This is a genomic window from Nocardiopsis sinuspersici (assembly GCF_001998325.1).
Classification (GTDB): domain Bacteria; phylum Actinomycetota; class Actinomycetes; order Streptosporangiales; family Streptosporangiaceae; genus Nocardiopsis; species Nocardiopsis sinuspersici.
Genome location: NZ_MCOK01000001.1, coordinates 1,830,694 through 1,853,853, shown reverse-complemented (window position 1 = coordinate 1,853,853; position 23,160 = coordinate 1,830,694). Strand labels below are relative to the sequence as shown.

18 protein-coding genes are annotated in these 23,160 nt (G+C 70.9%); 6 read left to right on the top strand and 12 right to left on the bottom strand.

What is annotated here, in order from left to right; genetic code table 11:
* Window position 1: 1 nt before the first annotated feature.
* Window positions 2-658, top strand: coding sequence for a hypothetical protein (locus NOSIN_RS07795; RefSeq protein WP_077690085.1), 657 nt, complete (start codon window positions 2-4; stop codon window positions 656-658).
* 126 nt (window positions 659-784) lie between these two features.
* A complete protein-coding gene (locus tag NOSIN_RS07790) occupies window positions 785-1,402 on the top strand; it encodes a stage II sporulation protein M (RefSeq protein ID WP_077690084.1) in 618 nt (205 codons plus the stop codon).
* A 929-nt stretch (window positions 1,403-2,331) separates the two neighbouring features.
* Here the strand turns inward: NOSIN_RS07790 and NOSIN_RS07785 are convergent.
* On the bottom strand, window positions 2,332-3,816 hold the full coding sequence (locus NOSIN_RS07785) for an MFS transporter (protein ID WP_077690083.1): 1,485 nt from the start codon (window positions 3,814-3,816) through the stop codon (window positions 2,332-2,334).
* A gap of 48 nt (window positions 3,817-3,864) precedes the next feature.
* Window positions 3,865-4,980, bottom strand: a complete 1,116-nt coding sequence (locus NOSIN_RS07780; RefSeq protein WP_077690082.1) for an FAD-dependent monooxygenase — start codon at window positions 4,978-4,980, stop codon at window positions 3,865-3,867.
* A gap of 225 nt (window positions 4,981-5,205) precedes the next feature.
* Between NOSIN_RS07780 and NOSIN_RS07775 the strand changes: the two genes are divergently transcribed.
* The gene (locus NOSIN_RS07775) at window positions 5,206-5,826 is read left to right on the top strand and encodes a TetR/AcrR family transcriptional regulator (protein WP_236743326.1); all 621 of its coding nucleotides are present in this window, start codon (window positions 5,206-5,208) and stop codon (window positions 5,824-5,826) included.
* A 168-nt stretch (window positions 5,827-5,994) separates the two neighbouring features.
* Here the strand turns inward: NOSIN_RS07775 and NOSIN_RS07770 are convergent, their stop codons facing one another.
* Entirely contained in the window at window positions 5,995-6,321 is a 327-nt protein-coding gene (locus tag NOSIN_RS07770; RefSeq protein ID WP_301549285.1) for a DUF2637 domain-containing protein, read from the bottom strand.
* 369 nt (window positions 6,322-6,690) lie between these two features.
* Between NOSIN_RS07770 and NOSIN_RS07765 the strand changes: the two genes are divergently transcribed.
* Entirely contained in the window at window positions 6,691-8,916 is a 2,226-nt protein-coding gene (locus tag NOSIN_RS07765; RefSeq protein ID WP_236743325.1) for a phosphodiester glycosidase family protein, read from the top strand.
* 272 nt (window positions 8,917-9,188) lie between these two features.
* On the opposite strand, the gene NOSIN_RS07760 is transcribed toward NOSIN_RS07765, so the two are convergent.
* From NOSIN_RS07760 to tnpA, 5 genes are all read right to left on the bottom strand, one after another.
* Window positions 9,189-10,910, bottom strand: a complete 1,722-nt coding sequence (locus NOSIN_RS07760; protein WP_077690079.1) for an amidase — start codon at window positions 10,908-10,910, stop codon at window positions 9,189-9,191.
* Window positions 10,910-11,992, bottom strand: coding sequence for an agmatine deiminase family protein (locus NOSIN_RS07755; protein ID WP_077690078.1), 1,083 nt, complete (start codon window positions 11,990-11,992; stop codon window positions 10,910-10,912). The genes NOSIN_RS07760 and NOSIN_RS07755 overlap by 1 nt, the downstream gene beginning before the upstream one ends.
* A 44-nt stretch (window positions 11,993-12,036) precedes the next feature.
* Window positions 12,037-13,563 (bottom strand): APC family permease, encoded by a 1,527-nt coding sequence (locus tag NOSIN_RS07750; protein WP_077690077.1) that lies wholly within the window; start codon window positions 13,561-13,563, stop codon window positions 12,037-12,039.
* 121 nt (window positions 13,564-13,684) lie between these two features.
* Window positions 13,685-15,100, bottom strand: coding sequence for a flavin monoamine oxidase family protein (locus NOSIN_RS07745; RefSeq protein WP_077690076.1), 1,416 nt, complete (start codon window positions 15,098-15,100; stop codon window positions 13,685-13,687).
* A gap of 206 nt (window positions 15,101-15,306) precedes the next feature.
* Window positions 15,307-15,735, bottom strand: coding sequence for an IS200/IS605 family transposase (gene tnpA, locus NOSIN_RS07740; RefSeq protein ID WP_077690075.1), 429 nt, complete (start codon window positions 15,733-15,735; stop codon window positions 15,307-15,309).
* 23 nt (window positions 15,736-15,758) lie between these two features.
* Here tnpA and NOSIN_RS07735 point away from each other — a divergent pair, with 23 nt between their 5' ends.
* Window positions 15,759-17,084 carry an RNA-guided endonuclease InsQ/TnpB family protein gene (locus NOSIN_RS07735; protein ID WP_077693478.1) on the top strand — a complete coding sequence of 442 codons (1,326 nt, stop codon included), beginning with the start codon at window positions 15,759-15,761 and terminating at the stop codon, window positions 17,082-17,084.
* 90 nt (window positions 17,085-17,174) lie between these two features.
* Window positions 17,175-17,840 (top strand): TetR/AcrR family transcriptional regulator, encoded by a 666-nt coding sequence (locus tag NOSIN_RS07730; protein ID WP_077690074.1) that lies wholly within the window; start codon window positions 17,175-17,177, stop codon window positions 17,838-17,840.
* Between the two features lie 25 nt (window positions 17,841-17,865).
* Here NOSIN_RS07730 and NOSIN_RS07725 read toward each other — a convergent pair whose 3' ends face one another.
* The 4 genes from NOSIN_RS07725 to NOSIN_RS07715 form a co-directional block, all read right to left on the bottom strand.
* Window positions 17,866-19,299 (bottom strand): gamma-aminobutyraldehyde dehydrogenase, encoded by a 1,434-nt coding sequence (locus tag NOSIN_RS07725; RefSeq protein ID WP_077690073.1) that lies wholly within the window; start codon window positions 19,297-19,299, stop codon window positions 17,866-17,868.
* Window positions 19,300-19,711: 412 nt separating this feature from the next.
* Window positions 19,712-21,175, bottom strand: a complete 1,464-nt coding sequence (locus NOSIN_RS07720) for a glycoside hydrolase family 43 protein (RefSeq protein ID WP_077690072.1) — start codon at window positions 21,173-21,175, stop codon at window positions 19,712-19,714.
* Window positions 21,176-21,301: 126 nt separating this feature from the next.
* The gene (locus tag NOSIN_RS27995; protein WP_255528183.1) at window positions 21,302-21,424 is read right to left on the bottom strand and encodes a hypothetical protein; all 123 of its coding nucleotides are present in this window, start codon (window positions 21,422-21,424) and stop codon (window positions 21,302-21,304) included.
* Window positions 21,425-21,433: 9 nt separating this feature from the next.
* Window positions 21,434-22,975, bottom strand: coding sequence for a tyrosinase family protein (locus tag NOSIN_RS07715; protein WP_227014436.1), 1,542 nt, complete (start codon window positions 22,973-22,975; stop codon window positions 21,434-21,436).
* Window positions 22,976-23,160 lie beyond the last annotated feature (185 nt).

Genomic DNA, 23,160 nt, shown 5'->3' with positions numbered 1-23,160 from the left:
AGTGATCAAGGACTGGAAGCGGCGCAACGCCGCGCGACGGATCAAGGAGGGAAACGGTCGTCCGCTGAAGCCCTTCCGCTCGTGGCAACCGCTCTCCCGCGCCTTGTTCTACCTCCCCTTGACCAACGATGACGGACGTCAGGCGGTCTACGCCGTCGACGTCCCGTACTGGCAGCAGTTCCTGACACAGGACGGCAAGGGCAGGGCCCACCTCTACCTCGACGGCAGGCATCACTCCGAGTCCACGCTTCCGGCGATGTTCCCCGTACCGGGAGGAATGATCGAGGTGGCGTCCACGACCTTCGGACTCAAACGATGCCACCACGTCACCGCCGAAGGTGCCGCGCGCCGACTCACCCCGGACGAGCGTTCGGCGGAGGGGCGCCGTGCTCGTCTCGACCGCGATCATCCCGCGCTGAGTCGCTGGATCGGCGTGTTGTCGCTGGTCCTGCTCATCGTTCCGGTCCTTCTGGTCATCCCACAGGTCATCGAAGCTGTCTCCCACGTGCCACCGATGGCGCAGCGCTTCGGCACCTTCACCTCGCCCGTCGACCTTCCGCTGTGGCTCAACTCGGCACTCGGACTCTGCGCCTCGACGGCCAGCATCGAGCGCGCGACGCGACTGCGCTGGAACGCGCTGCTGGACGGCAGTAACTGACGGCGGCAACTGATCGACCACCACGCGCCGCGGGGAAGGCCGAGGCGGCCCTTCCGGTAGCGGACGGAATGCCCGGTCACGGGTCCCCGGCGGCTCATCAGCCATCTCGACCACGGAGCAACACGCATGCGAACCCTTCGTCAGCCGTTCCAGATCATCCGCGCGAACCTCCGCGCCTACCTCGCGATGAACGCGCTCATGTACGGCCTGTTCCTCATCGGCATGGGGGCGGCACTGCTCTTCCCCGAACTGAACGCCGCCCAGATCGCCGACCAGCAGGAGAACGGGACAACGGATCTGGTGGTGTCGCTGCTCAGCAACGTCTGGCTGTTCAGCCTGACCATCCTCCTGGTCAACGTGGTGACGGTCGCCGTGCTGACGATCCTGCTGCCCTCGATGGTCGTGCCCTTCGCCGGCATCGTCATCTTCATGTACCGCGCTTTCAACTTCGGCGTGGTCCTCGCTCCGGTCGACGAGACCACGGCGAAGATCCTGATCCCGCACTCCCTGACGATCCTCATCGAGTTCCAGGCCTACGTCCTCGTCATGCTCGCCGCCTACGTCCTCGGAAAGGCCTGGCTGCGCCCCAGGACGGTCGGCGCTCGCAACCGTCGTCAGGGGTACGTCCTCGGGCTGCGGCAGATCGGTTGGCTGGGCTTGCCCGCCATGGTGCTGTTCGTCATTGGTGCGGTCTACGAGGCCTTCGAGATCATCTACCTCGTTCCCCCGCTTTTGGCAGGGTGACACCCGGGCACCGGAGAAAGGAGGGCTGGTGTCGCCGCTTCGGCCAGTCGTGCGTGAGCCCACCGGCCGGAGGCGAAACGAACACCCACCGCCCCCAAAAGAGCCCGCACATGAACACAGATGCCGTGACCGAGAAAGCAAAAGTGCCGACAAGGTTGTTTTACCCATGGGAGAGGTCTTCGATCCGTTAATTAGAATTTACCCCCACATGATTACAGCAAGAGCCGAGCACTTGAATTGACATGCATCAGTCAGCGACACCTTGCCACCCCTCATTGAGAGCACCCCAAGAGAGGTCGGCGGCATGGAAAGTGTTGAGCGCCTTCCATGCCGCCCACCGAGGTTTCCTCAGTGCTCTTGGTGGCGGCTTGCGCGAGGCGACCGGCGAAGAACTGGGCCGGCTCGTCTGGCCGCCCGAAAACGTGGCGCCACAGCCGCTGGCCCAGCCCATCTTGAGTGGGTCGCTCTTACAACTCCGACCGTGCCCGATGGTGTACCCAAGCACCAGTCACACAGCGAGGACCCCGCGAGGTGCCATCGGACGCCACCAGAGGCCGGCGGGTGCTCCGTTTGTGCTCCGCAGTTCCGGACTGCCACGACACCGAGCGACACCCCTTGGCACAAAATGACAGCGGCGATCGGATGGCATGGGACAGATCGGCATGAAGTGACACGTGGCGGCACCAGGGCGCCGGACTTCTCATCCACGGGTTCAGGGCTCGGCCCCTGGAGGCTTCCCTTTCCCACGCAGGCGTTCCTCCTCCGCGAGGGACGCCTTTCGTTTCCGGAGACTTGGGAGCTCGTAGGGAGTCCGGGAGTGCGGAGAGTGTTCCCCGACAGCGCACCGAGCCGGCCAAAGCCGTCGGCACCGAAGCCGCCGTCCATGCGCCGGCCCGGGCTCCCACCGGTACGGCCCTCGGCCATCCGGGTCACGAACTGACCGCAGACGGACCCGGACGCCGCGGCGCCTCGGTCGCGACCGGCGCGGCACGCCGACTGCGCACCAGCATGGTCGCGGGCACCGCAGCGAGGACGAAGAGCATCCCGGCCATCAGGACGTAGAGGTGCACGCCGGCCGCCGTGCTCACCGAGGCGCTGTCGGCGACGGTCCCGGAGATACGGGTGGCCTTGAGGATCTCGCCTCCGGCGAAGCTGAAGACGACCGAACCGAGAGCGAACATGACCGACACCAGGCCGGAGATCGTGCCCTGCCGCTCGGGCGGTGCGAGATCGGTCGCCAGGTTGTAGCCGGACGTCGCGATCGCGCCGGCTGCCAGGCCGACCATAGCCCAACAGGCGATCGCCAGCGGGAGCACCGACACGCCCGCCAGCATCATGAAGGTCGCCACCGTCCCGACGGTGATGGCGGCGAGGAGGGGCCGTTCGGGGCCGAACCGCCCTGCGAACCATCCGGCGAGCGTACCGCCGACCACGATGCCGAACGAGGAGGTGGCGAGGAGTACTCCGATCGCCTCTCCGTCGCCCAACCCGTAGCCGAGCCCCAGGTCAGAGGGCACCTGGGCGATGACGCTCGTCAGTTGCAGCATGCTCCGGAAGGAGCCCGCGGCCAGCACCAAGGCCAGCAGCGTCAGCAGGACCGGTCGGCTGAGGGCACGAATGTCGATGATGGGCTCGGCGACCCTCAGGGCGAGGACCGCCCAACCGGCCAACGCGCCGGCACCGACCACCAACAGCACGAGCATGCCCGCGGACAGCCACCCGGAGTCCCCGCCGAGACTGGCGTAGGCGAGCACCGCGCCGATCCCGCCGCCGAGCAGCAGAGCCCCGCCCACGTCGATCCGGCCGGTGCCGCGGACCGACGGCTCCGGGATGAAGGAGCGCACGCACAGCGCAGCCGCCATAGCGAGCAGGCCTGCCACGACGAACACGCTCCGATAGCCGAACACGTGGATGATCGGCTGCATCACCAACGGCTCGATGATCCCGACGATCGACGAGCCCGAGGTCACGAGTCCGATCGCGGGCATGGCCACCCGCGGGGCGCAGAGTCGGCGGATGAGGGCCACCGTGATGAAGATCGCCCCGAGGGCGGCCCCCTGGAGGAAGCGCCCCACCAGAAAGATCCAGACGTTGGGTGCGACGAGACAGACCAGCGCGCCTACGCATGCGGTCGACAGCGTGATGACGAGCAACCGGCGCTGACCGAAGACGTCGGAGCTCTTCGCGAGCAGCGGCGACCAGATGGCCCCGGCCAGCATCGCGCTTGCGTTCAGCCACGCGACCTGGTCGGTGCCGAAGTGTTCGAGCAGCTGGGGCAGGACCATCATGGGGGAGGCGATGGCCACGTCGGCCAGGACGTTGGCGAGGATGAGGACGGCCGCCCAGAGGATGAGCCGCCTACTCCATCGGTGCTCCCGGGCGCCGGGAGCGGGCTCTTCCAGTGTGTCTTTCACATGTATCCTCTCCAGCGCATCAGGGGTGGGCAACTCTCCGCACCGGGTTCAGCGCGTGTCGGTGCCCGCTGCTTGCAGGGCCTCGTTGCGGGCGGCGATGGCGGACCAGCTGGTCGGCAGCATGCGGTCGCGACCACCGTTGACACTGTCCTGGGCGAAGGCGACGTAGGGGCGCTGCCGGGCCTCGTACCGTTCGAACGCGGCGGTGTGATCGCCGCCGAACCGGTCGAGTTCCTCGGCGAGAATGCGGGCGCCGGTGAGCGCGAGTGACGTACCCCGGCCGGAGAGGAAGGCCGGGCTGTAGCCGGCGTCCCCGACAAGGACGACGCGGCCGCGGTGCCAGGAGGGCAGGTGGATCTGGCTCGCGGAGTCGAAGAAGAAGTCGGGGTCGGCGCGGACCGCGTCGAGCAGTTCCGGGATCTTCCACGACCGGTAGTCCGCAAAGGCGTCGATGACGATCCTCTTCTGGGCGTCCAGGTCGTGGCGATCGTAGGTGAGCGGTTCCGAGAGGAACTGGAAGACCGCGACGGCCTTGTCCTTGTACCAGAAGGTGCCTGCCAGCCTGCGGGGGACGTTGTGTATCGAGTTGACGCCCTCGGACCGGGCTTCGCCGGGGAGGGCGGCGAGCGCGATGTAGACCCCGAGGTGGCGAAGGTGGTTCTCCTCGGGCCCGAACACCAGCCTGCGTACCGCCGAGTGCTGCCCGTCGGCACCGATCACGAGGTCGTACCGCCTGGTGCGGCCGGAGGCGAAACGCACGCTGACGCCGTCGCTGCTTTCGGCCAGTGTCCCGATCGAGTCCCCGAAACAGATCTCCGCGGTGCCCGGGAGCGCGTCGGCGAGGATGCGCATGAGGTCCTCGCGGAGGATCTCGATGTCGTCCTCGGAGTCGCTTATCTGAGCCACGGGGATGCGGCCCACCGGCTCGCCGTCGCTGTCGACGAACCGGGTGGACTCGGTCATCCGCAACCGTTGCTCCTGAATCCTCGGGAGCAGTCCCATCTTCTCCGCGGTTTCGACCGCGTCACCGCGGATGTCGATGGGTGTGCCCGCGAATCGGAGATGACGGCCGTACTCGACGACGGTGACGTTGTGGCCGCGGGTGCCGAGCTCAAGTGCGGCGGCGAGGCCGGCGATACCGGCTCCGGAGACAAGGATGTTCACGTTGGGTGCTCCAGGTGTGTCTGGGTGGACGTGCCGGTCGGGTCGGTGACGGCCCTCCGGTGGGCAGCGGGGAGGCACAGGGCAGTGTGGTCGGCGGATGGGCCACAGCCGTGACGACCGAAGGTTAAAGCAACTAAACGTTGCTTTTACGGAGCTTACTTACGACCGACTTGCACCGCAACGCCACCCCTGGCGACAATCGGCACCCGAGCAGAGGAACAGGAGGTGAGCGCGTCGATGGCCAACGGGAACGCGGACCGCCCGCCCGCACGGCGTCCCGGTGGCCGCAACGCGCGGGTACGGGCGCGGATTCTCGCCGCGACCGCTGAGCTCGTCGCGCGCGACGGCATCGTGGGCTTTCGCTACGAGGAGGTCGCCGAGCTGGCCGGCGTGCACAAGACCAGCGTCTACCGCAACTGGCCCGACCGCGAGGAGCTGGTCGTCGACGCCCTGCTGCGCTACGCCGAGGACCTCGCGTCGGTCGCCGACACCGGCGACCTCCACCGGGACCTGGCGGACTTCCTGATGGGCATTGCCGGTGGCCTGGAAACGCCGTTCGGCCGGACGCTCGAACAGGCCGTCCAGCCCGCCCACCAAAGCCCTCCGGTCCGGCAGGCGCTGGCCAGGATCCTCGACCAGCGCGTGGCCGCCATGCGACGGCGGGTGGACACCGCCGTCGACCGGGGCGAACTGCCCCCGGTCGACAGCTCCTTCCTCGGCGAGCTGATCTCCGGCCCCGTACACCTCATCGTCAACCGCGGCCTACGCGCGTTCACCCGCACGGACGCGGAGCGCATCGTCGCCGTGGTGCTCGCCGGCATCCGAGCCACGGCACCGCTCGACTGAGCACTCGCCGCGCCGACTGACCGGAAGAGCGGCTCGCGCCCGTGCCGAGAAGGTCCGTCAGGAACGCCGACGCCCGCATGGATTCGGATGAATTCCCGCATGCCGGACCATAACGCCCGCGCACCCACGGACTTTTCACCCGTGAGTTCAGGGTTCGCTGGCCTTTGCTCACCGGTTGTGAACGCAGTGCGTACGCTTCTGGCCACCGTGCGGAACTCGCGCATGAGCAGTTCGTGGGCACCGATCAAGGCGAACGAAGGCCAGGCGTGGACGATCCGCGACCACACCGTGGGGTCGGCCACCGCGACGTTGGCCGCCGAAGACACGCCGGTGCCGACGCTCAGCAGCGTCCAGGGCCAAGAGACCGCCCTTGCGGCCGTGTCGGACGTCATTGGGCAGTGTCATGGAGGCGCCCACGACCATGCCGTCCACCGAGAGCGGAAGCAGGGCCGCCCTCCACTCGGCCTCGCCGTGGCGCGGGGCGAGTTCGTACATACGGGAGCAGGACACCACCGCGGCGACCAGCGCCAGGACCGGCACCGTGCCTACCGTGACCCGGCGCGACCAGGTGGAGGCCGCCCCGTCGTCACCGTCCCTCACAGGTCATGGACCGTGTGAGGGGGCCGCACGGCCCACCTCCGAGGCACGGAGAGGAACCCGCGGATCCTCCCGCGTTCATGTTCGCCCCCTCCGGTGTGTGCCACCCCTGGAGGGACCACCCTTCGTGGAGGATGTGCACGGCCCGAGCACCGGGCGCATCGCTCGCCTCCCGGACGAGCCCTCACACGAAAGGGTGCCCCCGTGAACCTGTGCCGACCGAGGCCCTCGTGTCCCGTCCGCTCGGCGGCCGTCCCCGTGGTCGCCGTGCTGGTCGCACCCATGGCCCTGCTCGCGCCGGCGCCCCGGGTGACGGCCGACGTCGTCCCGCCCGCGTCCGGGATCGCCGGGGCCGTGGAGGAGCGGGTCGCCACCGGGGTGGACCTCGTGTCCGGCCCCGTCCCCGGCCCCGAGGGCGGCGGGGAGCAGTTCGCCAGTGTCCTCACCGTCGATCTCACCGAGGAGGTCGGGATCGAGTACGTCGACGGAGGCGGTCTCACCTCACCCGCGACGGTCGCGGACATGGCGGCCGCCGCCGAGCCTCCCGAGGGCTCCACCGTCGTCGCCGCGGTCAACGGCGGCTACTTCGACATCGGCGCGACCCAGGCTCCCATGGGCGCGGGGATGCGCGACGGACGCGTGCTCACCTCACCGGGCGAGGGGTTCGCCCACGCCGTGGTCATCGACGCCGACGGCACGGGCAGTGTGCGGCGGGTGGACTTCGAAGGGACCGTTTCCCTGCCTACCGGGGACCTCGACCTCGACGCCCTCAACGCCCCCACCGTCCCCGCGGACGGTATCGGCCTGTACACGTCGGACTGGGGCGGTCACCCCCGCGAACACGTCGTGTACGAACCGGGGACCGATCCCGGGGGCACGGCCGCCGCCCCCGTCGCCGAGGCCGTCATCTCCGAGGGCACCGTCGAGCATGTCGACGACACCCCCGGCAGCGGCCCGATCGACGAGCACGACCAGGTCCTGGTGGCGCGCGGCTCCGCGGCGGAGCGGGTCGCCGCCCTGTCCGAGGGCGACCCGGTCGGCCTGGAACACACCCTCACCGCCGAGGGCGCCGACCCCCGCGTCGTCCTGGGCGGACGGCACGTGCTGGTCCGCGACGGCGAGCCCGTCCCCGTCGACGACGACTCCCGCGCGCCGCGTACAGCGATCGGGTTCTCCGAGGACGGCGAGGCCATGCACGTGGTGACCGCGGACGGACGCAACCCCGCCACCGCCGGGTCCACGCTCGCGGAGGTCGCCGAACTGCTCGCCGCGTCCGGGGCCGCCCAGGCGCTGGAGCTGGACGGCGGCGGGTCCTCGACCCTGCTCGTCCGCGAGCCCGGGGGCGTCCGCCCGGTGCTGCGCAACCGCGCCGGGGACCAGCTCCGGGAGGTCCCCGACGGCCTGGTGATCACGGCGCCCGAGGGCTCGGCCCGGACCTCGGACCTGTGGCTGCGGCCCGCGCTGGAGCCCCGGCCCGAACACGGCTCCCCCACCCCGTCCCAGGAGGATCCGCGCCGCGTGTTCACCGGCATGAGCCGTACCCTCGCCGCCACCGGGCACGACGAGGCCTTCGGTCCGTCCGGTCCCGGTGCGCCCGACACCCCCGACGACCGCACCGGCGAACTCACGCTGTCCGCGCCCGCCGGGCACGGTGACGGCCCCCGGTTCGTCGCGGGAGGCCCCGGTCCGGTGACCGTCACGGGGCGGGCGGGCGCCCTCCGGAGCACCGTCGACCTGGAGGTGCTGCCCGTCCCCGACACACTTCGGGCCACGCCGGGACGCCTGGGCCTGGCCTCGTCCGACGACACCGCCTCCTTCGTGCTCACCGGGGTCACCGAGGACGGGGAGCGGGCGCCCGTCGAACCGGTCGACGCCGAGGTCGAGGCCGTCCCCGACCTGGTCGAGGTCGTGGGCCGCGACGACGGCCGCTTCGAGGTGCGGCCGCGTACCGGGGAGGGGGCGGGCACCCTCACGGTGACCGCCGGCGGAGTGAGCACCGAGGTGCCCTTCTCCGTCGGCGCGCGGACGGTCTCCGTGGCGGCCTTCGACGACGCGCGGGAGTGGACGGCACGGTCCGCACGCGGCGAGTCCGGTGTGCGCCCCGTGGCCGGGCGCGACGGCCCCGGACTGGCGCTGGCCTACGACTTCACCCGCGACATCCGCGTCCGTGCCGCCGCCGCCCACCCGCCCGAGCCGATCACCCTCGACCGCCAGGCCTTCGCGTTCACCGTGGGTGTGCACGGCGACGGCAACGGTGCCCGCCTCAGGCTCGGCCTCACCGACGGCCACGGTGTCGGCCACTCCCTCGAGGGTCCCGCGGTCGACTGGGAGGGCTGGCGCGACGTGCGCGTCGAGGTGCCCGACGGTGTCGGACACCCGGTCACGGTCTCCCGTGTGTACCTGGTGGAGGACGACCCGGGCCGCGCCTACGCCGGCGAGGTGGTGCTCGACGGCCTCACCGCCACCGGTCCGCCGTCCCGGCCGGACGCCTGAGCCGGGACCGGAGGCCCCTCGGCACAGCAGGGCGTCCGGGCCCGCCGAAGAGGTGGCCGCGGCACGGCCTCCGAGCGGGTCCGTGTGGAGGATCTCCGGAGAGGGCGGGAGCCCGGACTGGCGGGTGACACCGGTGGGCGGGCCCGGTCTCCGCCGCCTGGAACACGGGACTTCTTCGCCCCGCCCCAGGCGGGGCCTCCGCGAGGTGGCGGAGAAGGTCCGTTCCCCGCCCGTCGCGGGCGGGGCGGCCCGGACACGCCCCGCCCGCTCCCTCAGGACAGGCGCGGGGTGCGGGGCGGCTCCCTGCGCCGGTCACCGGTCGCCTCGAAGGCCGCCGCGATCCTCAACAGCCGTGCGTCGTCGTAGGCCCGCCCGGCGAAGGTCAGCCCCACCGGCATCCCGGTGTCGGACATCGTGCCCATCGGCACCGTCACCGTGGGGATCCCCAGATGGCGCCAGACCAGGTTGCCGTTGGCCACCCACACACCGTTGCGCCAGGTGAGGTCCGCCGACTCCGGGTCCACGTCGGCGTCGGAGGGACCGACGTCGGCCACCGCGGGGAAGGCGATCGCGTCCAGGCCCAGGTGGTCCAGCCAGTCCTCGAAGTCCACACGGCGCGTCCTCTCCAGTCCCTTCACCCCCTCCTCCATGTGGGGGATCTCGGTGAGGGAGGTGACGCCGGTGCGGCGCGCGAACTCCGGGTAGGCGGCGATGTCGTCGTCGAACCCGTCGTAGCGGTCCGGAAGGGTGCCCGGCTCGTGCGGGAAGATACGGGCACCGTCGACCCGCCCCAGGTCGTCCAGGTGCGGATCGCCGTTGGCGCGCAGGAAGTCGTGCCAGGCCCAGGCGGACAGGTCGAGGATCTCCCGGTCCAGGTACTCCCGGCTCACCAGCCCCCGGGTCCTGATCGTGGGCGCTCCGGGCCGGTCCCCCTCGTAGTTGGTCACCACGGGAAGGTCGGTGTCCCGCACACGGACGCCGGAGGCCTCCAGGTCGGCCCGGGCCTCCTCCCACAGCCGCAGCACGCTGGGCCGGGTGAGCACCGGCTGCCCGGTCGGGCCCCCGATGCCGGGGTTCTGAGCGGTACCGGCCTCGGTGTCGGTGCCGGTGTACAAGCGGGGAGCACCGATCCGGAGCCCGTCCAGGGCCCGGCGTCCCGCGTCCGCGCCGTCCACGCCCAGAGCGGTGAAGGAGGCCGGACGCACCCGTGAGGCCGCCGGGACGTCGATCCAGGGCTGGAGGCGCCAGAAGTCCCCGCGCGGCTCGGGGTCGTCGGCGACGATGACCTCCAGGAGTTCGAGCATGTCGGTCATGGTGCGGGTGTGGGGCACCACGACGTCCATGGTGGGCACCAGCGGCCAGTTCCCGCGGATGGAGATCACGCCCCAGGACGGGGTGTAGGCGCACAGGGCGTTGTTGGAGGCGGGGGCGCGCCCGGAGGACCAGGTCTCCTCGGCCAGCCCGAAGGCGGCGAAGCTCGCGGCCGTGGCCGTGCCCGAGCCGTTGGAGGACCCCGAGGCGAAGGCCGAGGTCAGGTAGTCCCCGTTGTAGGGGCTCTCCGCCCGCCCGTACACCCCGCGCTGCATGCCGCCGTTGGCCATGGGCGGCATGTTGGTCAGCCCGAGCAGCACGGCCCCGCTCTCCCGCAGGCGCGCCACCGTGAACGAGTCGCGCTGGGCGACGAGGTGTTCGAAGGCCGGTGATCCGGCCGCGACCGTCAGTCCGCGGGCCTGGTAGCTGTCCTTGGCGGTGTAGGGGATGCCGTCGAGCGGGCCCAGGGTCCGCCCACGCGCGCGCCGGGCGTCGGAGGCACGCGCCTCCTCGACGGCGTGGGGGTTCATCACCACCACGGAGTTGAGCGTGATGCCGGTGTGGTCGTAGGCGGCGATACGGGCCAGGTGGGCGCGCACCAGCTCCTCACTGGTGACGCGTCCCCTCCGAAGGGCCTCGCGCATCTGCGGGATCGTGGCCTCGACCACGTCGAAGGACTCCATCAGTGCCCCCTCCTCGGTGCGCCGCCGCGCGGGGCGGGCTGCTGTTGGGTGATGCAGTGGATGCCGCCGCCGAAGCGGAAGACGTCGCGGGCGTCGACCTGTTCGACGGCCCGCCCCGGGTAGGCCTCGGCCAGGATCCGCGCGGCGGCCCCGTCGTTCGGGTCGTCGAAGGAGCACAGCACCACGACCCCGTTGGCCACGTAGTGGTTGATGTAGGACCAGTCGACGAACGCCCCCTCCTCGTCGGTCAGGGTCCGGGGGGCGGGAACGTCGACGACGCGCAGGGGGTTGCCGCGTGCGTCGACGGACTCCTCCAGCACCCGGCGCAGGTGCCGCGTGACCTCGTGGTCGGGGTGTCGGGGGTCGTCCTGCCGGTGCAGCAGCACGGTGCCCGACTCGGTGAAGCTCGCCACGATGTCGACGTGCCCCCTGGTGCCGAACTCGTCGTAGTCGCGGGTCAGGCCCCGGGGCAGCCAGACGGCGTGGCTGGTGCCCAGCCGCGCGTGGAGCAGCTCCTCGACCCCGTCCCTGGTCAGCCCCGGGTTGCGGCCCGCGTCCAACTGCACGGTCTCGGTCAGCAGGACCGTGCCGGCGCCGTCGACGTGGAAACCGCCGCCCTCGTTGACCAGGCTGCTCGCGACATGGGGCGCGCCGGCCAGCCCGGCCACCCTGCGGCCCACGAGCCGGTCCTTCTCCCAGGCCGCCCACCCCTGGGCGCCCCAGCCGTTGAAGACCCAGTCGACGGCGGCCACCCCGCCGTGGGGGTCGTGGACGAAGGTGGGACCGGAGTCGCGGAGCCAGGCGTCGTCCAGGGGGACCTCGACGGTGTCCACCCCCGGACCCAGCAGCTCCGCGGCCGTCCCGGCGTCCTCGGGAGCGACGGCGACGGTGACCGGCTCGTACCCCGCGACCGTGCGGGCCACCGCCGCCCAGGCGGCGCGGGCACGGCCCAGGGACGCGCTCCCGGGCGGGCCGAAGGTGTCGTTGGCCGGAGGGAAGGCCATCCAGGTGCGGTCGTGCGGCGCCCACTCCGGCGGCATCACCGTGGCGGACGGCTCGTCGGCCGAGCCGTGAGCGAACATGTCGGTCCTTGTCGTCGAAGAAGTCGGAACTTGGGGTACCCGCTCTAGGCGGAGTACTCGGTGGTCGCGAACCGGCGCCGGAAGAACCCGGGTTCGCGCAGGTACTGCACGACCATGGCCACGGCGCCCAGGACGAAGACGGCCACACCGAGGACGAACACCAGCCCGACACCGCCGATCTGCGATCCGGAGCCGTAGGCGGGGTCCATGGAGTCCCAGGCGGTCTGGAAGAAGAACACGAGCAGCAGGATCCCGCCGAGCAGGGGCGCCACCAGCTTGGTCACCAGGCTGCCCGGCGAGGAGGCCGCCTCGCGGCGGAAGTACCAGACGCAGGCGAGGGCGGTCACCCCGTAGTAGAAGCAGACCATCATGCCCAGCGTGGTGATGGTGTCCCACAGGACGTTCTCGGAGAGCACGCGCATGACCGCGTAGAAGACCGAGGCGATGACCACCGCCACGACCGTGGCGTAACCGGGGGTGTGGTGGACCGGGCTGACCCGTGCGTATTTGGCCGGGAGGGCCCCGTAGTGGCCCATGGCGAGCATGGTGCGCGCGGGCGAGATCATCGTGGACTGGAGCGAGGAGGCCGACGAGGACAGCACCGCCAGGGACATCAGGACGGCGAAGGGGCCCATGACCGGGCCCGCCAGAGCGGCGAAGACGTTGCCCTGGATGTCGGGGTTGCCCAGCCCGAGCTCACCGGTGGAGACCCCCGAGAAGGAGAGCGTGGCCACCGACACCAGGGTGTAGAGCGTGACGACCACGAGGATGGTGACGATGGCGGCCTTGCCCGGTGTGGTCGTCGTGCCGCGGCTCTCCTCGTTCATCGTCACGACCACGTCCCAGCCCCAGTAGACGAAGACGGACAGGGACACACCGGCGGCGAAGGCGGAGAAGGAGTCGACGCCGAACGGGTTGAACCACTCCAGGCTCACGGCTGCGCCGTCGAAGGCCGCCCCGGAGGCGACCTGGGAGAACGCCGCGACGGAGAACCAGAGCAGCACCACGACCTGGAGCGAGACCAGGACGTACTGGAACGTCTTGGTGGCCTCCATCCCCCGGTAGGAGATCCAGGCCGCGGCGGCCATGAACGCCAGGCAGGTCACGATGTTGACCGGCACGTTGCGCGTGAGACCGGCGATCCACTCCTGGCCGCTGATCTGGGAGATCGCCAGGTAGAAGAAGTCCACGGCGATCCCCGCGAGGTTGGACAGCACCAGGATGGTCGCGGCCAGCAGGCACCAGCTCCCCATCCAGCCGACCCAGGGGCCGAAGGCCCGGGAGACCCAGGTGAAGGTGGTGCCCGAGTCCGGCATGGCCTTGTTGAGCTGGCGGTAGCCGATCGCCACCAGCAGCATCGGGACGAACCCGACCAGCAGGATCGCGGGCAGGTGGTCGCCGACGGCCGAGGCCGTCGGGCCCAGGGAGCCCGAGAGGGTGTAGGCCGGGGCGATGGTGGAGACGCCGATGACCACACCTCCCAAAAGCCCGACGGTTCCCTTGCTGAGGCCCTTCCAGTGGGTCCTGTCGTCGGTACCCGCCTTCGCGGGCTGTTCGGTCGTGTCCGTCATGACTGCTTCCTGTCGTCGCCGTCGGTCTCGGCGCCGAGGCCGGCGCCGTGGGAACCGGTGAGTCCGGGCGGACTCACCAGGGGGTGGGGTTCGTGCGCCGCGCGCCGGCCCCGGAGGCGGGTCACCCGATCGGTGCCTCGGTGTCGACGGGCGCCCCGAGGATCTCCTCGGCGGCGCGGCGGCCCTGGCGAAGGGCCCCGTCGACGTGCTGGTAGCCCTCGGCCGCCAGGTCCGAGCAGGCCCAGTGGAGGGGGCCCACGGGCTCCCTCTGGTGGGCGCCGTAGCGGTGCAGGCCGCCCAGGTCGAAGCTGGCCGCGTACGCGCCGCGGGTCCACTCCTCGGAGACGAAGTCCGACTCGTAGTAGACGAGGGGTTCGAGCGCCTCCTCGCCCAGGTAGCGGGAGAGGGAGCCCAGGACCGCTTCGCGGCGCGCCCCGGCGTCCTGGCTCAGGGCCCGGTCTGCGAGCTCGTCCGAGACGAAGGCGACCAGGGTGCCCCGGGTGTCCCCGTGGTTGGTGTTGTCGTAGACCTCCTGGCAGAGCTCCCTGGCCCCGAAGCCGGTGCCGGAGAGGCCCTTCTCCCGCCAGAAGGGCCTGTCATAGACCGCGTGGACCTTGATGACCAGACCCATCGAGGTGTGCTGGTGCATCTGCTGCTGCAACCACGGCAGGGCGGGCTCGAAGGAGATGCGCGAGTAGAGGGTGGGCGGCACGGCCACGACCACGCGGCGGGCCCGCACGGTGAGGCGGTCGGACCACACCGTGACCCGGCCGTCGGCGTCCCCGTCCCAGCGGATGGCCCGGACCGGGCTCCCGAGGTGGACGGTGCCCTCGTCCAGGGCGTCGGCCATCGCCTCGGAGACCGACTGCATGCCCCCGACGACACGGCGGTCGAGGATGAAGTCCTCGTCCACGAGGCGGGAGAAGGAACCGGCCGAGGCGGCCATGAGGACGGCCTGGAGCGCGGAGAAGGCGTGGACGGGTTTGGTCAGCATGCCCCCGGCCATGAAGATGCCGAGGTTCTCCCGGGCGGTCGCGTCGTCGGTCTGGCCGCGCATCCACTCGTCGAAGGTGACGGTGTCGAGTTCGCGGGCGAGCGGGTGGTCCCAGGGGCGGTGCGGGCCGATCTGTTCGGCCAGGTCGTCCAGGGCCCCGATGACGCGCTTCATCTCCGCCTCGGTGGCCTCGCCCGCGGGGATCATCGTCCCGGTGAACTCGTGGCGGCGGCCGTCCGGGTCGAGGTAGACGTCGGCACCGTCGCGGTGGCGCGGGAAGGTGCTCATGCCCAGCTCGTCGAGGAGTCCGAGCAGCTCGGACTGGTCGGGCGAGACCCACTGCCCGCCGACTTCCAGGAAGGCCCCGTCGATCTCCCGGGACCAGGTGCGCCCGCCCACACGGTCACGGGCCTCCAGGACCGCGACGGACCGGCCCGCGGCCCGGAGGGTGCGCGCGGCCATCAGCCCGGCCGGTCCGGCGCCCACGACGACGACGTCGCGTTCGAGCGCCTCGGCGCTGCCGATGACGTGTGTGCCACTCATGGGTGTGCTCCTTCGAACATCAAAATGAACATCATTCATTAACGGGGAAGACGTCCCCGCTGTCAAACTGCGGCTGGTAGGACAGCCACAGGTCAGCGGCCCGCACCGCGCCGAACCGTCGGCGCCGAGCCGCTTCTGATGCTCTCTCCGAGAACGTTTCGGCCTTCAGGCCAAAGGTGTGTCCGACCCGAACCCCCGACCAGCTCTCAGATCGGACGTTGTTGCTGTTCGACGTATTCACGCACGACAGTCAGCGGCGCTCCGTCACATGATCCGGCGAAATAGGAGCCGGACCAGAATCGGCCGCCCCACAGGTACCGGCCCACATGCTCCTCGTGCTCCTGGCGAAGCCTGCGGGAGCTGACCCCCTTGAGGCTGTTGACCAGCTTGGAGAGCTGGACCTTCGGCGGATAGCGCACCAACAGGTGGACGTGGTCGTCCTCGCCGTTGAACTCGACCAACTCGACTTCGAAGTCCGCGCACACATCGCGCATGATCTCCTCACACCTGAGGAGCAAGGGGTCGGTGAGCGCCCCACGCCGATACTTCGTGAGAAAAACCAAATGGGCATGAAGAGAGCAGACGACGTGGCGCCCGGTTCGCACATCAGGATTTGGTGTCCATCTTGGTGACATAAACCAATGCTATGCTCGCTACCGTGAGTCACGACATCTTGGTCAAGCGGCAGGTCGGGCACCGCGCCCGGCTGGTGCTGTCGCCTGCTCACGTGTCGACGTTGGACGGTCAGGCGCATGCCGCCCGCGCCCTGTGGAACATGCTCCACGAGTGGTGGACCATGGTCGGGGAGAACCGGCGTGTGGATCTCAGGGATGCCGACGCCGCGATCCGGCGGGCCCGCAAGGACATGGACTTCCTGGCCGTGTTGCCCGCGCAGGCCGCGCAGGCGGTGTTGAAGACGTACTTCCGGGCGTGGCGCAACTGTTGGGCGGGCCGCGCCGACGAGCCCACCTTCAAGTCCCGCATCCGGTCGGTCATGTCGGTGGACGTCCCGCAGGGGCAGCATCTGAACATCGTCCGCGTGCACCGCCGCTGGGGGATGGCCAACCTGCCCAAAATCGGTCGGGTGCGGTTTCGGTGGACCAAGGACCTGCCGGTGGGCAAGCGCGCCAACGCCGAGAACCGCATCACCGGAGCACGGCTGATCAAGGACGCGCTGGGCTGGCACATCGCCTTCCGCGTCCAGACTCTGGAGGCCGAGCCGGAGGCGCACACCGGCCCCGAGGTCGGCGTTGACGTCGGGGTCACCGTGCCGTTGGCCCTGTCGGACGGCAACCACCAAGGCCACGGACGTCCCGCCAGGACCGAGGACGGTACGGCTGACCGGGACAAGTGGCTGAACGCGAAGGAGAAGACCAAACTCCTGCGTCTGGAGCGGCGCGCCGCCCAGCGCAAGCAGCACCGCAAACCCGGCGAGCGCACCTCACACCGGTTGCACCGCACCTATGACCAGATCCGCGGGTTGCGCGCAAGATCCACGCGACGCCACCAGGACTGGCAGCACAAGACGACCACCGCTCTGGCCCAGCAGTACGGGACGGTCGTGGTCGAGGCCCTCACCATCACGAACATGACCCGCTCCGCCAAAGGTACTGTCGAAGAGCCAGGGGCCAACGTCGCACAGAAGTCGGGCCTGAACCGCGCCATCGCCCAGGAGGCGTGGGGGCGCACGGTCACGATGCTGGCGTACAAACTCGCCTGGCGGGGTGGCACCCTGGTCAGGGTTCCCGCCCCGGGCACCTCCCAGCGCTGTTCGGAGTGCGGGTTCACCACACCCGGCAACCGGGAGGATCAGGCCACGTTCGTGTGCAAGAAGGAGGGCTGCGGTTTCGAGGCGAACGCCGACGACAATGCGGCCCTCAACATCTTGCATCTGTACCGGATCGGCCACGTCGTGGAGGTCCCGGCTGCCGGGAGGGCAGTCGTCAGGCGCGCTCGCCGCGTCAAGCCCACCACCGAAAGGTAGGCGAGAATCCCCTAGATTCACCCGGGGAGCACTTCAAACTTGAGGAAGATCGCGCCGGTGCCTCGCGGCGACAACAGAAGGAAGGCCTCAGTGAGCCAGCAACCGCCCAGCACACGAGGCAGGGGCAGACCCTCCTCCCCCGTCCTGTCCCGCGAGCGGCTCACACAGGCCGCGATACGGATCGTGACCGAACAGGGTTACCGGCGCCTGACCATGGCCTCGCTGGCGCGCGAGCTCGGGGTCTCGGCCTCAGCGCTCTACAACCACGTCTCCTCCAAGCGCGACGTGCTGGTGCTGATCCAGGACCGCGTCAACGAGCAGATCGACTGCTCCCCCTTCAACACACGGCCCTGGGACGAGGCCCTGCGGGAGTGGGCGCGCTCCTACCGGCGCTGCTTCGCGCAGCACACCGCGCTCATCCCGGTCATGGCGGTCCTGCCCGTGGCCGACTCCCCCCAGACCCTGCGGATGTACGAACGGGTCGCCCGCGCCCTGTGCGACGCCGGGATCGACGGCGCGGACGCCGTGGACATCATCGTCGGGGTCGAGGCCCTCGTCTTCGGGGCCGCCTACGACGTCCTCGCGCCGACCGACATCTTCGACCCCGGCGGCCTGGAGGAGTTGGCCCCGACCTTCACCCGGTTCGCCGCGCAGCGGCCGCGGGACCCCCGCGCGGCCGCCGACCGGGCCTTCGAGCTCGCGCTCGACTCCCTGATCGGGGGCCTGCGGCAGAGGTTCACCGGCGCCGTCGGCTGAGCGGGGCCGCCTCGGGCGCACCGGCTCACACTCCGAGGGCGTGCATGACGTGCTTGACCCGGGTGTACTCCTCCACCGAGTACAGCGAGAGGTCCTTGCCGTAGCCGGAGGACTTGAAGCCGCCGTGGGGCATCTCCGCGGCCAGCAGCACGTGCGTGTTCACCCAGACGCAGCCGAAGTCGAGGGCGCGCGTCAGGCGCATGGCGGTGCCGTGGTCGGAGGTCCAGACGCTGGAGGCCAGGGCGTAGTCGACGTCGTTGGCCAGCGCCACGGCCTCCTGTTCGGAGGAGAAGGTCTGTACCGTCAGGACCGGCCCGAAGGTCTCCTCCTGGACCAGTTCGTCGTCCTGGCGGAGGCCGGTGACCACCGTCGGCTCGAAGAAGTAGCCCTCGGAGCCCTCGACCGGCGCGCCCCCGGCCACCACGGTGGCGTGCCCGGGAAGCCGGTCGAGCTTGTCCCTGACCGACGCGAAGTGGCGCGCGTTGTTCAGCGGACCGAAGTCGTTCTGGGACTCGTCGGCCCTTCCGGTGGTGGTTCCCCGGGCGGCGTCGGCGAGCAGTTCCACGAACTGGTCGTGCGCGCTCTCCTCGACCAGCACCCGGGTGACGGCGGTGCAGTCCTGGCCGGCGTTGAAGGTCCCGAACTCGACGAGCGCCTTGGCGGTCGCGGCCAGGTCGGCGTCGGCGAAGACCACGGCGGGCGCCTTGCCGCCGAGTTCGAGGTGGCCGCGCTTGAGGCCTCGCGCGGCGGACGCGGCGACCTGCCGGCCCGCACGCACCGAGCCGGTGAGCGAGACCATGGCCGGCTCGGGGTGCTCGACCATGAGCTTCCCGGTGGTGGCGTCGCCCAGGACGACGTTGACCACGCCCGCGGGAAGGATCTCGCCGATGAGGCGGGCCAGGACCAGTGTCGACTCGGGGGTCGTGTCGGAGGGCTTGAGCACGACGCAGTTGCCCGCGGCCAGCGCCGGGCCGAGCTTCCACACCGCCATGAGCAGCGGGTAGTTCCACGGGGTCACCTGGGCCACGACGCCGACCGGCTCGCGGCGCACGTAGGAGGTGTGGCCCTCCATGTACTCCGTGGCGGCGCGGCCCTCCAGCGTGCGGGCGGCACCGGCGAAGAAGCGCAGGTGGTCCACGCCCATGCCGATCTCCTCCTGGGAGATCATCCAGCGCGGCTGGCCGGTGTTGCGGTGCTGGGCCTCGACGATCTCGTCGGCGTGCGCCTCGACCGCGTCGGCGAGCTTGAGCAGCAGGCGCTGGCGCTCCGCCGGGGTGACGTCCTTCCAGCCCTCGAACGCCTCACGGGCGGCCGTGAAGGCGCCGTCGACGTCGACGTGGTCGGATACCGGCGACACCGCGACGGTGCTCCCGTCCGTGGGGTCGACGACGTCGATGCCCTCCTGCCCGTGGGCGTCGACGAACCCACCGTTGACGTAGTTCCTGAGGCGGTTTCCCATGCGGTCTCCTCGGCCGTACAAAAAATGATGCTCGTTCATTTTATGGTCGCACAAGGTGGTGGGCAACACATCCCCCGGTCCGGATCGCCGGGGAAGCCGCTCCCGCACCGGCCTCCGGGCACGCCGGACGCACGCCGTCTCCCCTGCGGTGGGGCCCTTCGAGACTCCGGGCACCCCGCCGCCGGGTGTCCCCCCTCCCTCCACCGAGTGGACCGGCTTCCTCGGCACCACACTCCCCCGCCGACCAGCGGACACGGCCGTGCCCGGCCACCGCCTCCCCCGGCGGTGACCGGGCACCCCGCTCTTCATCCGGGTCCACCCGGCGACAGGCACAGGCCGCCCTCGACCGGCCCTGGTCCACCAGGCGCCGGACGGTCAGCGCACATCGCCCCGCGTAGGCGCGGCGGTCCCCTCAGGCACCGCCGAGGTACTCGACGAACCGCACGTCGATCTCGCCCGAGGCACAGCTCACCCCGGCCATGCGGCCGGTGAACCCGCCGGCGGTCTCGGTCGACAGGTAGCGCCCGTCCATCCGGGCCAGCTCGACCGTCCGCTCCGGGGTGCGGACGGCGGCGACGACCACGTCCGGCCCCCGCTCACGGCTGTGCTCGGGCGCCGTCGGCCGGACCACCCGCAGTTCGAGGACCGTGTCCGCGGTCGCGGGAGCCTCCCCCAGCACGGTGGTGAGCGGTCCGACGCGCGCGACGGCGCTCACCCGCGCGCCGTCGACCTCCAGGGCGAACCTGTGCACGGGATCGACACGGACCTCCAGCGCGCCCGTGCCCTCGTGCGCGTCGATCCCGGCCCGGACGGTCATGGTCGTGTGCTCCTGGCGGTGGCCGACGAACACCGGCTCGGCTCCGCGGGCCGACATCCGCCACCGCCCGCGCGACCACCGCAGGGCCCGCTCGGGGAAGACACCGGCGCCGACCCAGTCCGCACCGATCACCCCGTCGCCCAGTGGCGTCCGCACCGCCGGCGTCTCCTCCGGTTCGACCGGTCCGGCGACCACCGGCCAACCGTCCCGCCAGGCGACCTCGGCGGCGAACGTCTCCCTGCCCAGTACATGCCACCCGGGGAAGGAGCCCGAGGGGCGCACTCCCAGGAACACCATCGCCCAGGAGCCGTCGGGCCGTTCGACGAGATCGGCGTGCCCGGTGTTCTGCACCGGCCCGGGTCCTCCCCGGGCGGTCAGCAGGGGTTGGTGCGGGCAGGGCTCGAACGGCCCCGTCGGCGACGGGGCCCGGGCGACCGTCGCCGCGTGCCCGGCGCCGGTACCGCCCTCGGCGATCACGAGGTACCACCAGCGGCCGACACGGTACAGGTGCGGAGCCTCCGGGTCCCTGCCCCCGGTACCGCTCCACAACGGGCGCGGTTCGGACAGCAGGTCACCGGTACCCGGATCGAGAGGGGCCTGGCGGATCCCGCCGTCGGCCCAGGTGAGGAGGCACCTGCCGTCCTCGTCCCAGGCGATGTCCGGATCGACGCCGCCCGCGCCGCGGACACGGACCGGGTCGGACCACGCCCCGGCGGGGTCGGTCGCCGTCATCAACAGGTGTCCGGGGCCGTCGGAGACGTTGGTCGTCACCAGGAAGAAGGTGCCGTCGTGGTGGCGCAGGGTCGGAGCGTAGACGCCCCCGGACGGCGCCGCGTCGGACAGTTCCAACTGGGAGGGACGGTCCATCACCGAACCGATCCGTTCCCAGGTGAGGAGGTCCGACGACCGGAACAGCGGGATCCCCGGCGCGTACTCGAAACTCGAACACGCGAGGTAGAAGACGTCGTCCACGCGGCACACCGTGGGGTCCGGGTGGAAACCGCCGAGGACCGGACGCGTCGGCAGGACACCGGGGGGAAGCTTCTCGGGCTCTGTCATTGCGGGAGTCTGGCACGTCCTCCGCCCGCTTCGGGACCGGGTGCGCCGTCCGAGTCCTTCGGTTCCGACGGCGCGTCCGGTCCCGTGGTCACGCCCTGCGAGGCGGGGCGGGTGGCCCACGCCGGGTCAGGCGAATCCGGCGGCTCCGGCGAGGAGCACGAACAGCGGCAGGGCCAGGTTGTTGACGACGTGGACGGCCACCGCCCGCGGCCGGTCGCCGTGGCGACCGGCCGCGGGGCGTGGCGCCACGGCGGGGTGTCAGACCACCGTGAAGGTGGCGTTGGTGAAGCGCGGGTCGGCCTCGGCGATGGCCGCCGCCTCCGCCAGCGGCCCGGGGACCACCCGGACCACGGGCATCTCCTCGCCGGTCCAGGCCTGGTCCGGCAGCTCCCGCAGCGTCTCGGTCACGTCGAAGGAGAGCCTGGTGCCGTCGGAGTGCGCGGCCCGGGGTCCGACGTTCTCGAAGAACGTCAGGTGGCCCACGAAGGCGGGCCCGGCGGGATCGGTGTCCGACTCGTCCCCGCCGAGGAAGACGAGGAAGGTGGTGCACGGCGCCGCGTCGGCGCGCACGCCCTCGAAGGTGAGCACGACCCGGTCGCCGGATTCCACCGCGGTCTCGATGGTGTCCGCGCCGCTCCTCCCGGTGCCGGGTGAGAGGGTGACCGGCTCGGCGCCCAGGTGGGTCACCTCGTCGGCGACCGCGAACGTGGGCGCTCCCTGCGGCATCCCGACGACCAGGAAGGCCGACGGTGTCCCGCCGGCGCCCATGCCGTCGGTCAGCGACTCGTACGTGTAGGCGTTCCGGGGAAAGGTGAAGACCGGTCCCTCCAGTGTGTGCCGGCCGCCGTTCTCGTCGCGCAGCAGGTAGGGCAGGTCGGGGTCGTCGGGCGCGTGCTTGGGGCGCACCTCGGGCCACCGCCATCCGGTGGGCACCTGGTGCCTGGTCAGCCAGGCGGTCCAGAAGCGGTCGATATTGGCGTGGTGCAGCCAGAACACCGGGTCCCCGGCCGCCGTCTCCACCGCGCCCATCAGACCGCCGGTGCGGACGTGCACCACGTTGTGCGGGGAGCCCTCCAGCACCAGGGAGAAGCCGGCGCGTTCGACCTCCTGCTCCTCCGGCGGCCAGAAGGAGTCCTCCCGCATCGCGACGGCCGGATCGACCTCGCTGAAGGTCATGGCCCTGTCGCCCAGGCAGCGCCCCTCCATGTTGACCGGCAGGTACAGCGGGTTGTCCTCCTCCTCCCGGCCCTGGGGGTCGTGGATCCTGCGCTGCCGGAAGGGCAGCGGGATCCTGCGCCACTCCTTCGAGGCCGCCGGGTCGCCGCCGAACATCAGGTGCGCGTAGTTCCAGTACGGCAGCGCCCAGTCGGCCATGCTCTTCTGACCCAGCTCGGTGACGATGACGTTTCGCACGATCCGCTCGAAGTAGTACAGGTACCAGCGGTGCCAGGGCAGGAAGTACCGGTCCCCGTGCGGGCACTGGTGCCACTCGGGGGGATCGGTCCGCTCCCGCCGGGGCTTGCCGTGCGTGTACCACTGGAACCGCCAGGAGTTCGGATCGTTCCGCCGCTGTTCCCTCATCCAGCCGACGGCCTTGGCGTACCAGTACAGCTCCGGTGCCCAGGCTCCCGTCACGGCGTCGACCAGTCCGGCCACGTCCTTGCGTACGAACCGGCTCCGCGGCGGCTGCGCGAGGCCTGACCGCCGCTGTGGTGCGGCCGCGGCGGCCGACTGGGGCAGTCCCGTGGAGAGGACAAAGGCTCCCGTTCCCGCGAGCAGGGAGCGCCTGGACACATGCATGTGGTTCCTCCGGAGTGGTCTGGGTGGTTCGGTCGGCCTCGCGCAGGTGGCCGGTACGAGCCTCCGCTCGCGCGAGATGGTGACCGTCAGTGACCAGACAACCATGCCGAGAGGTCGGGCGGCCGGATTTTCCACGGGAACCACCGGGACCGGAAAGAAGGCTGTGCGGGCTATTGACCTGCACA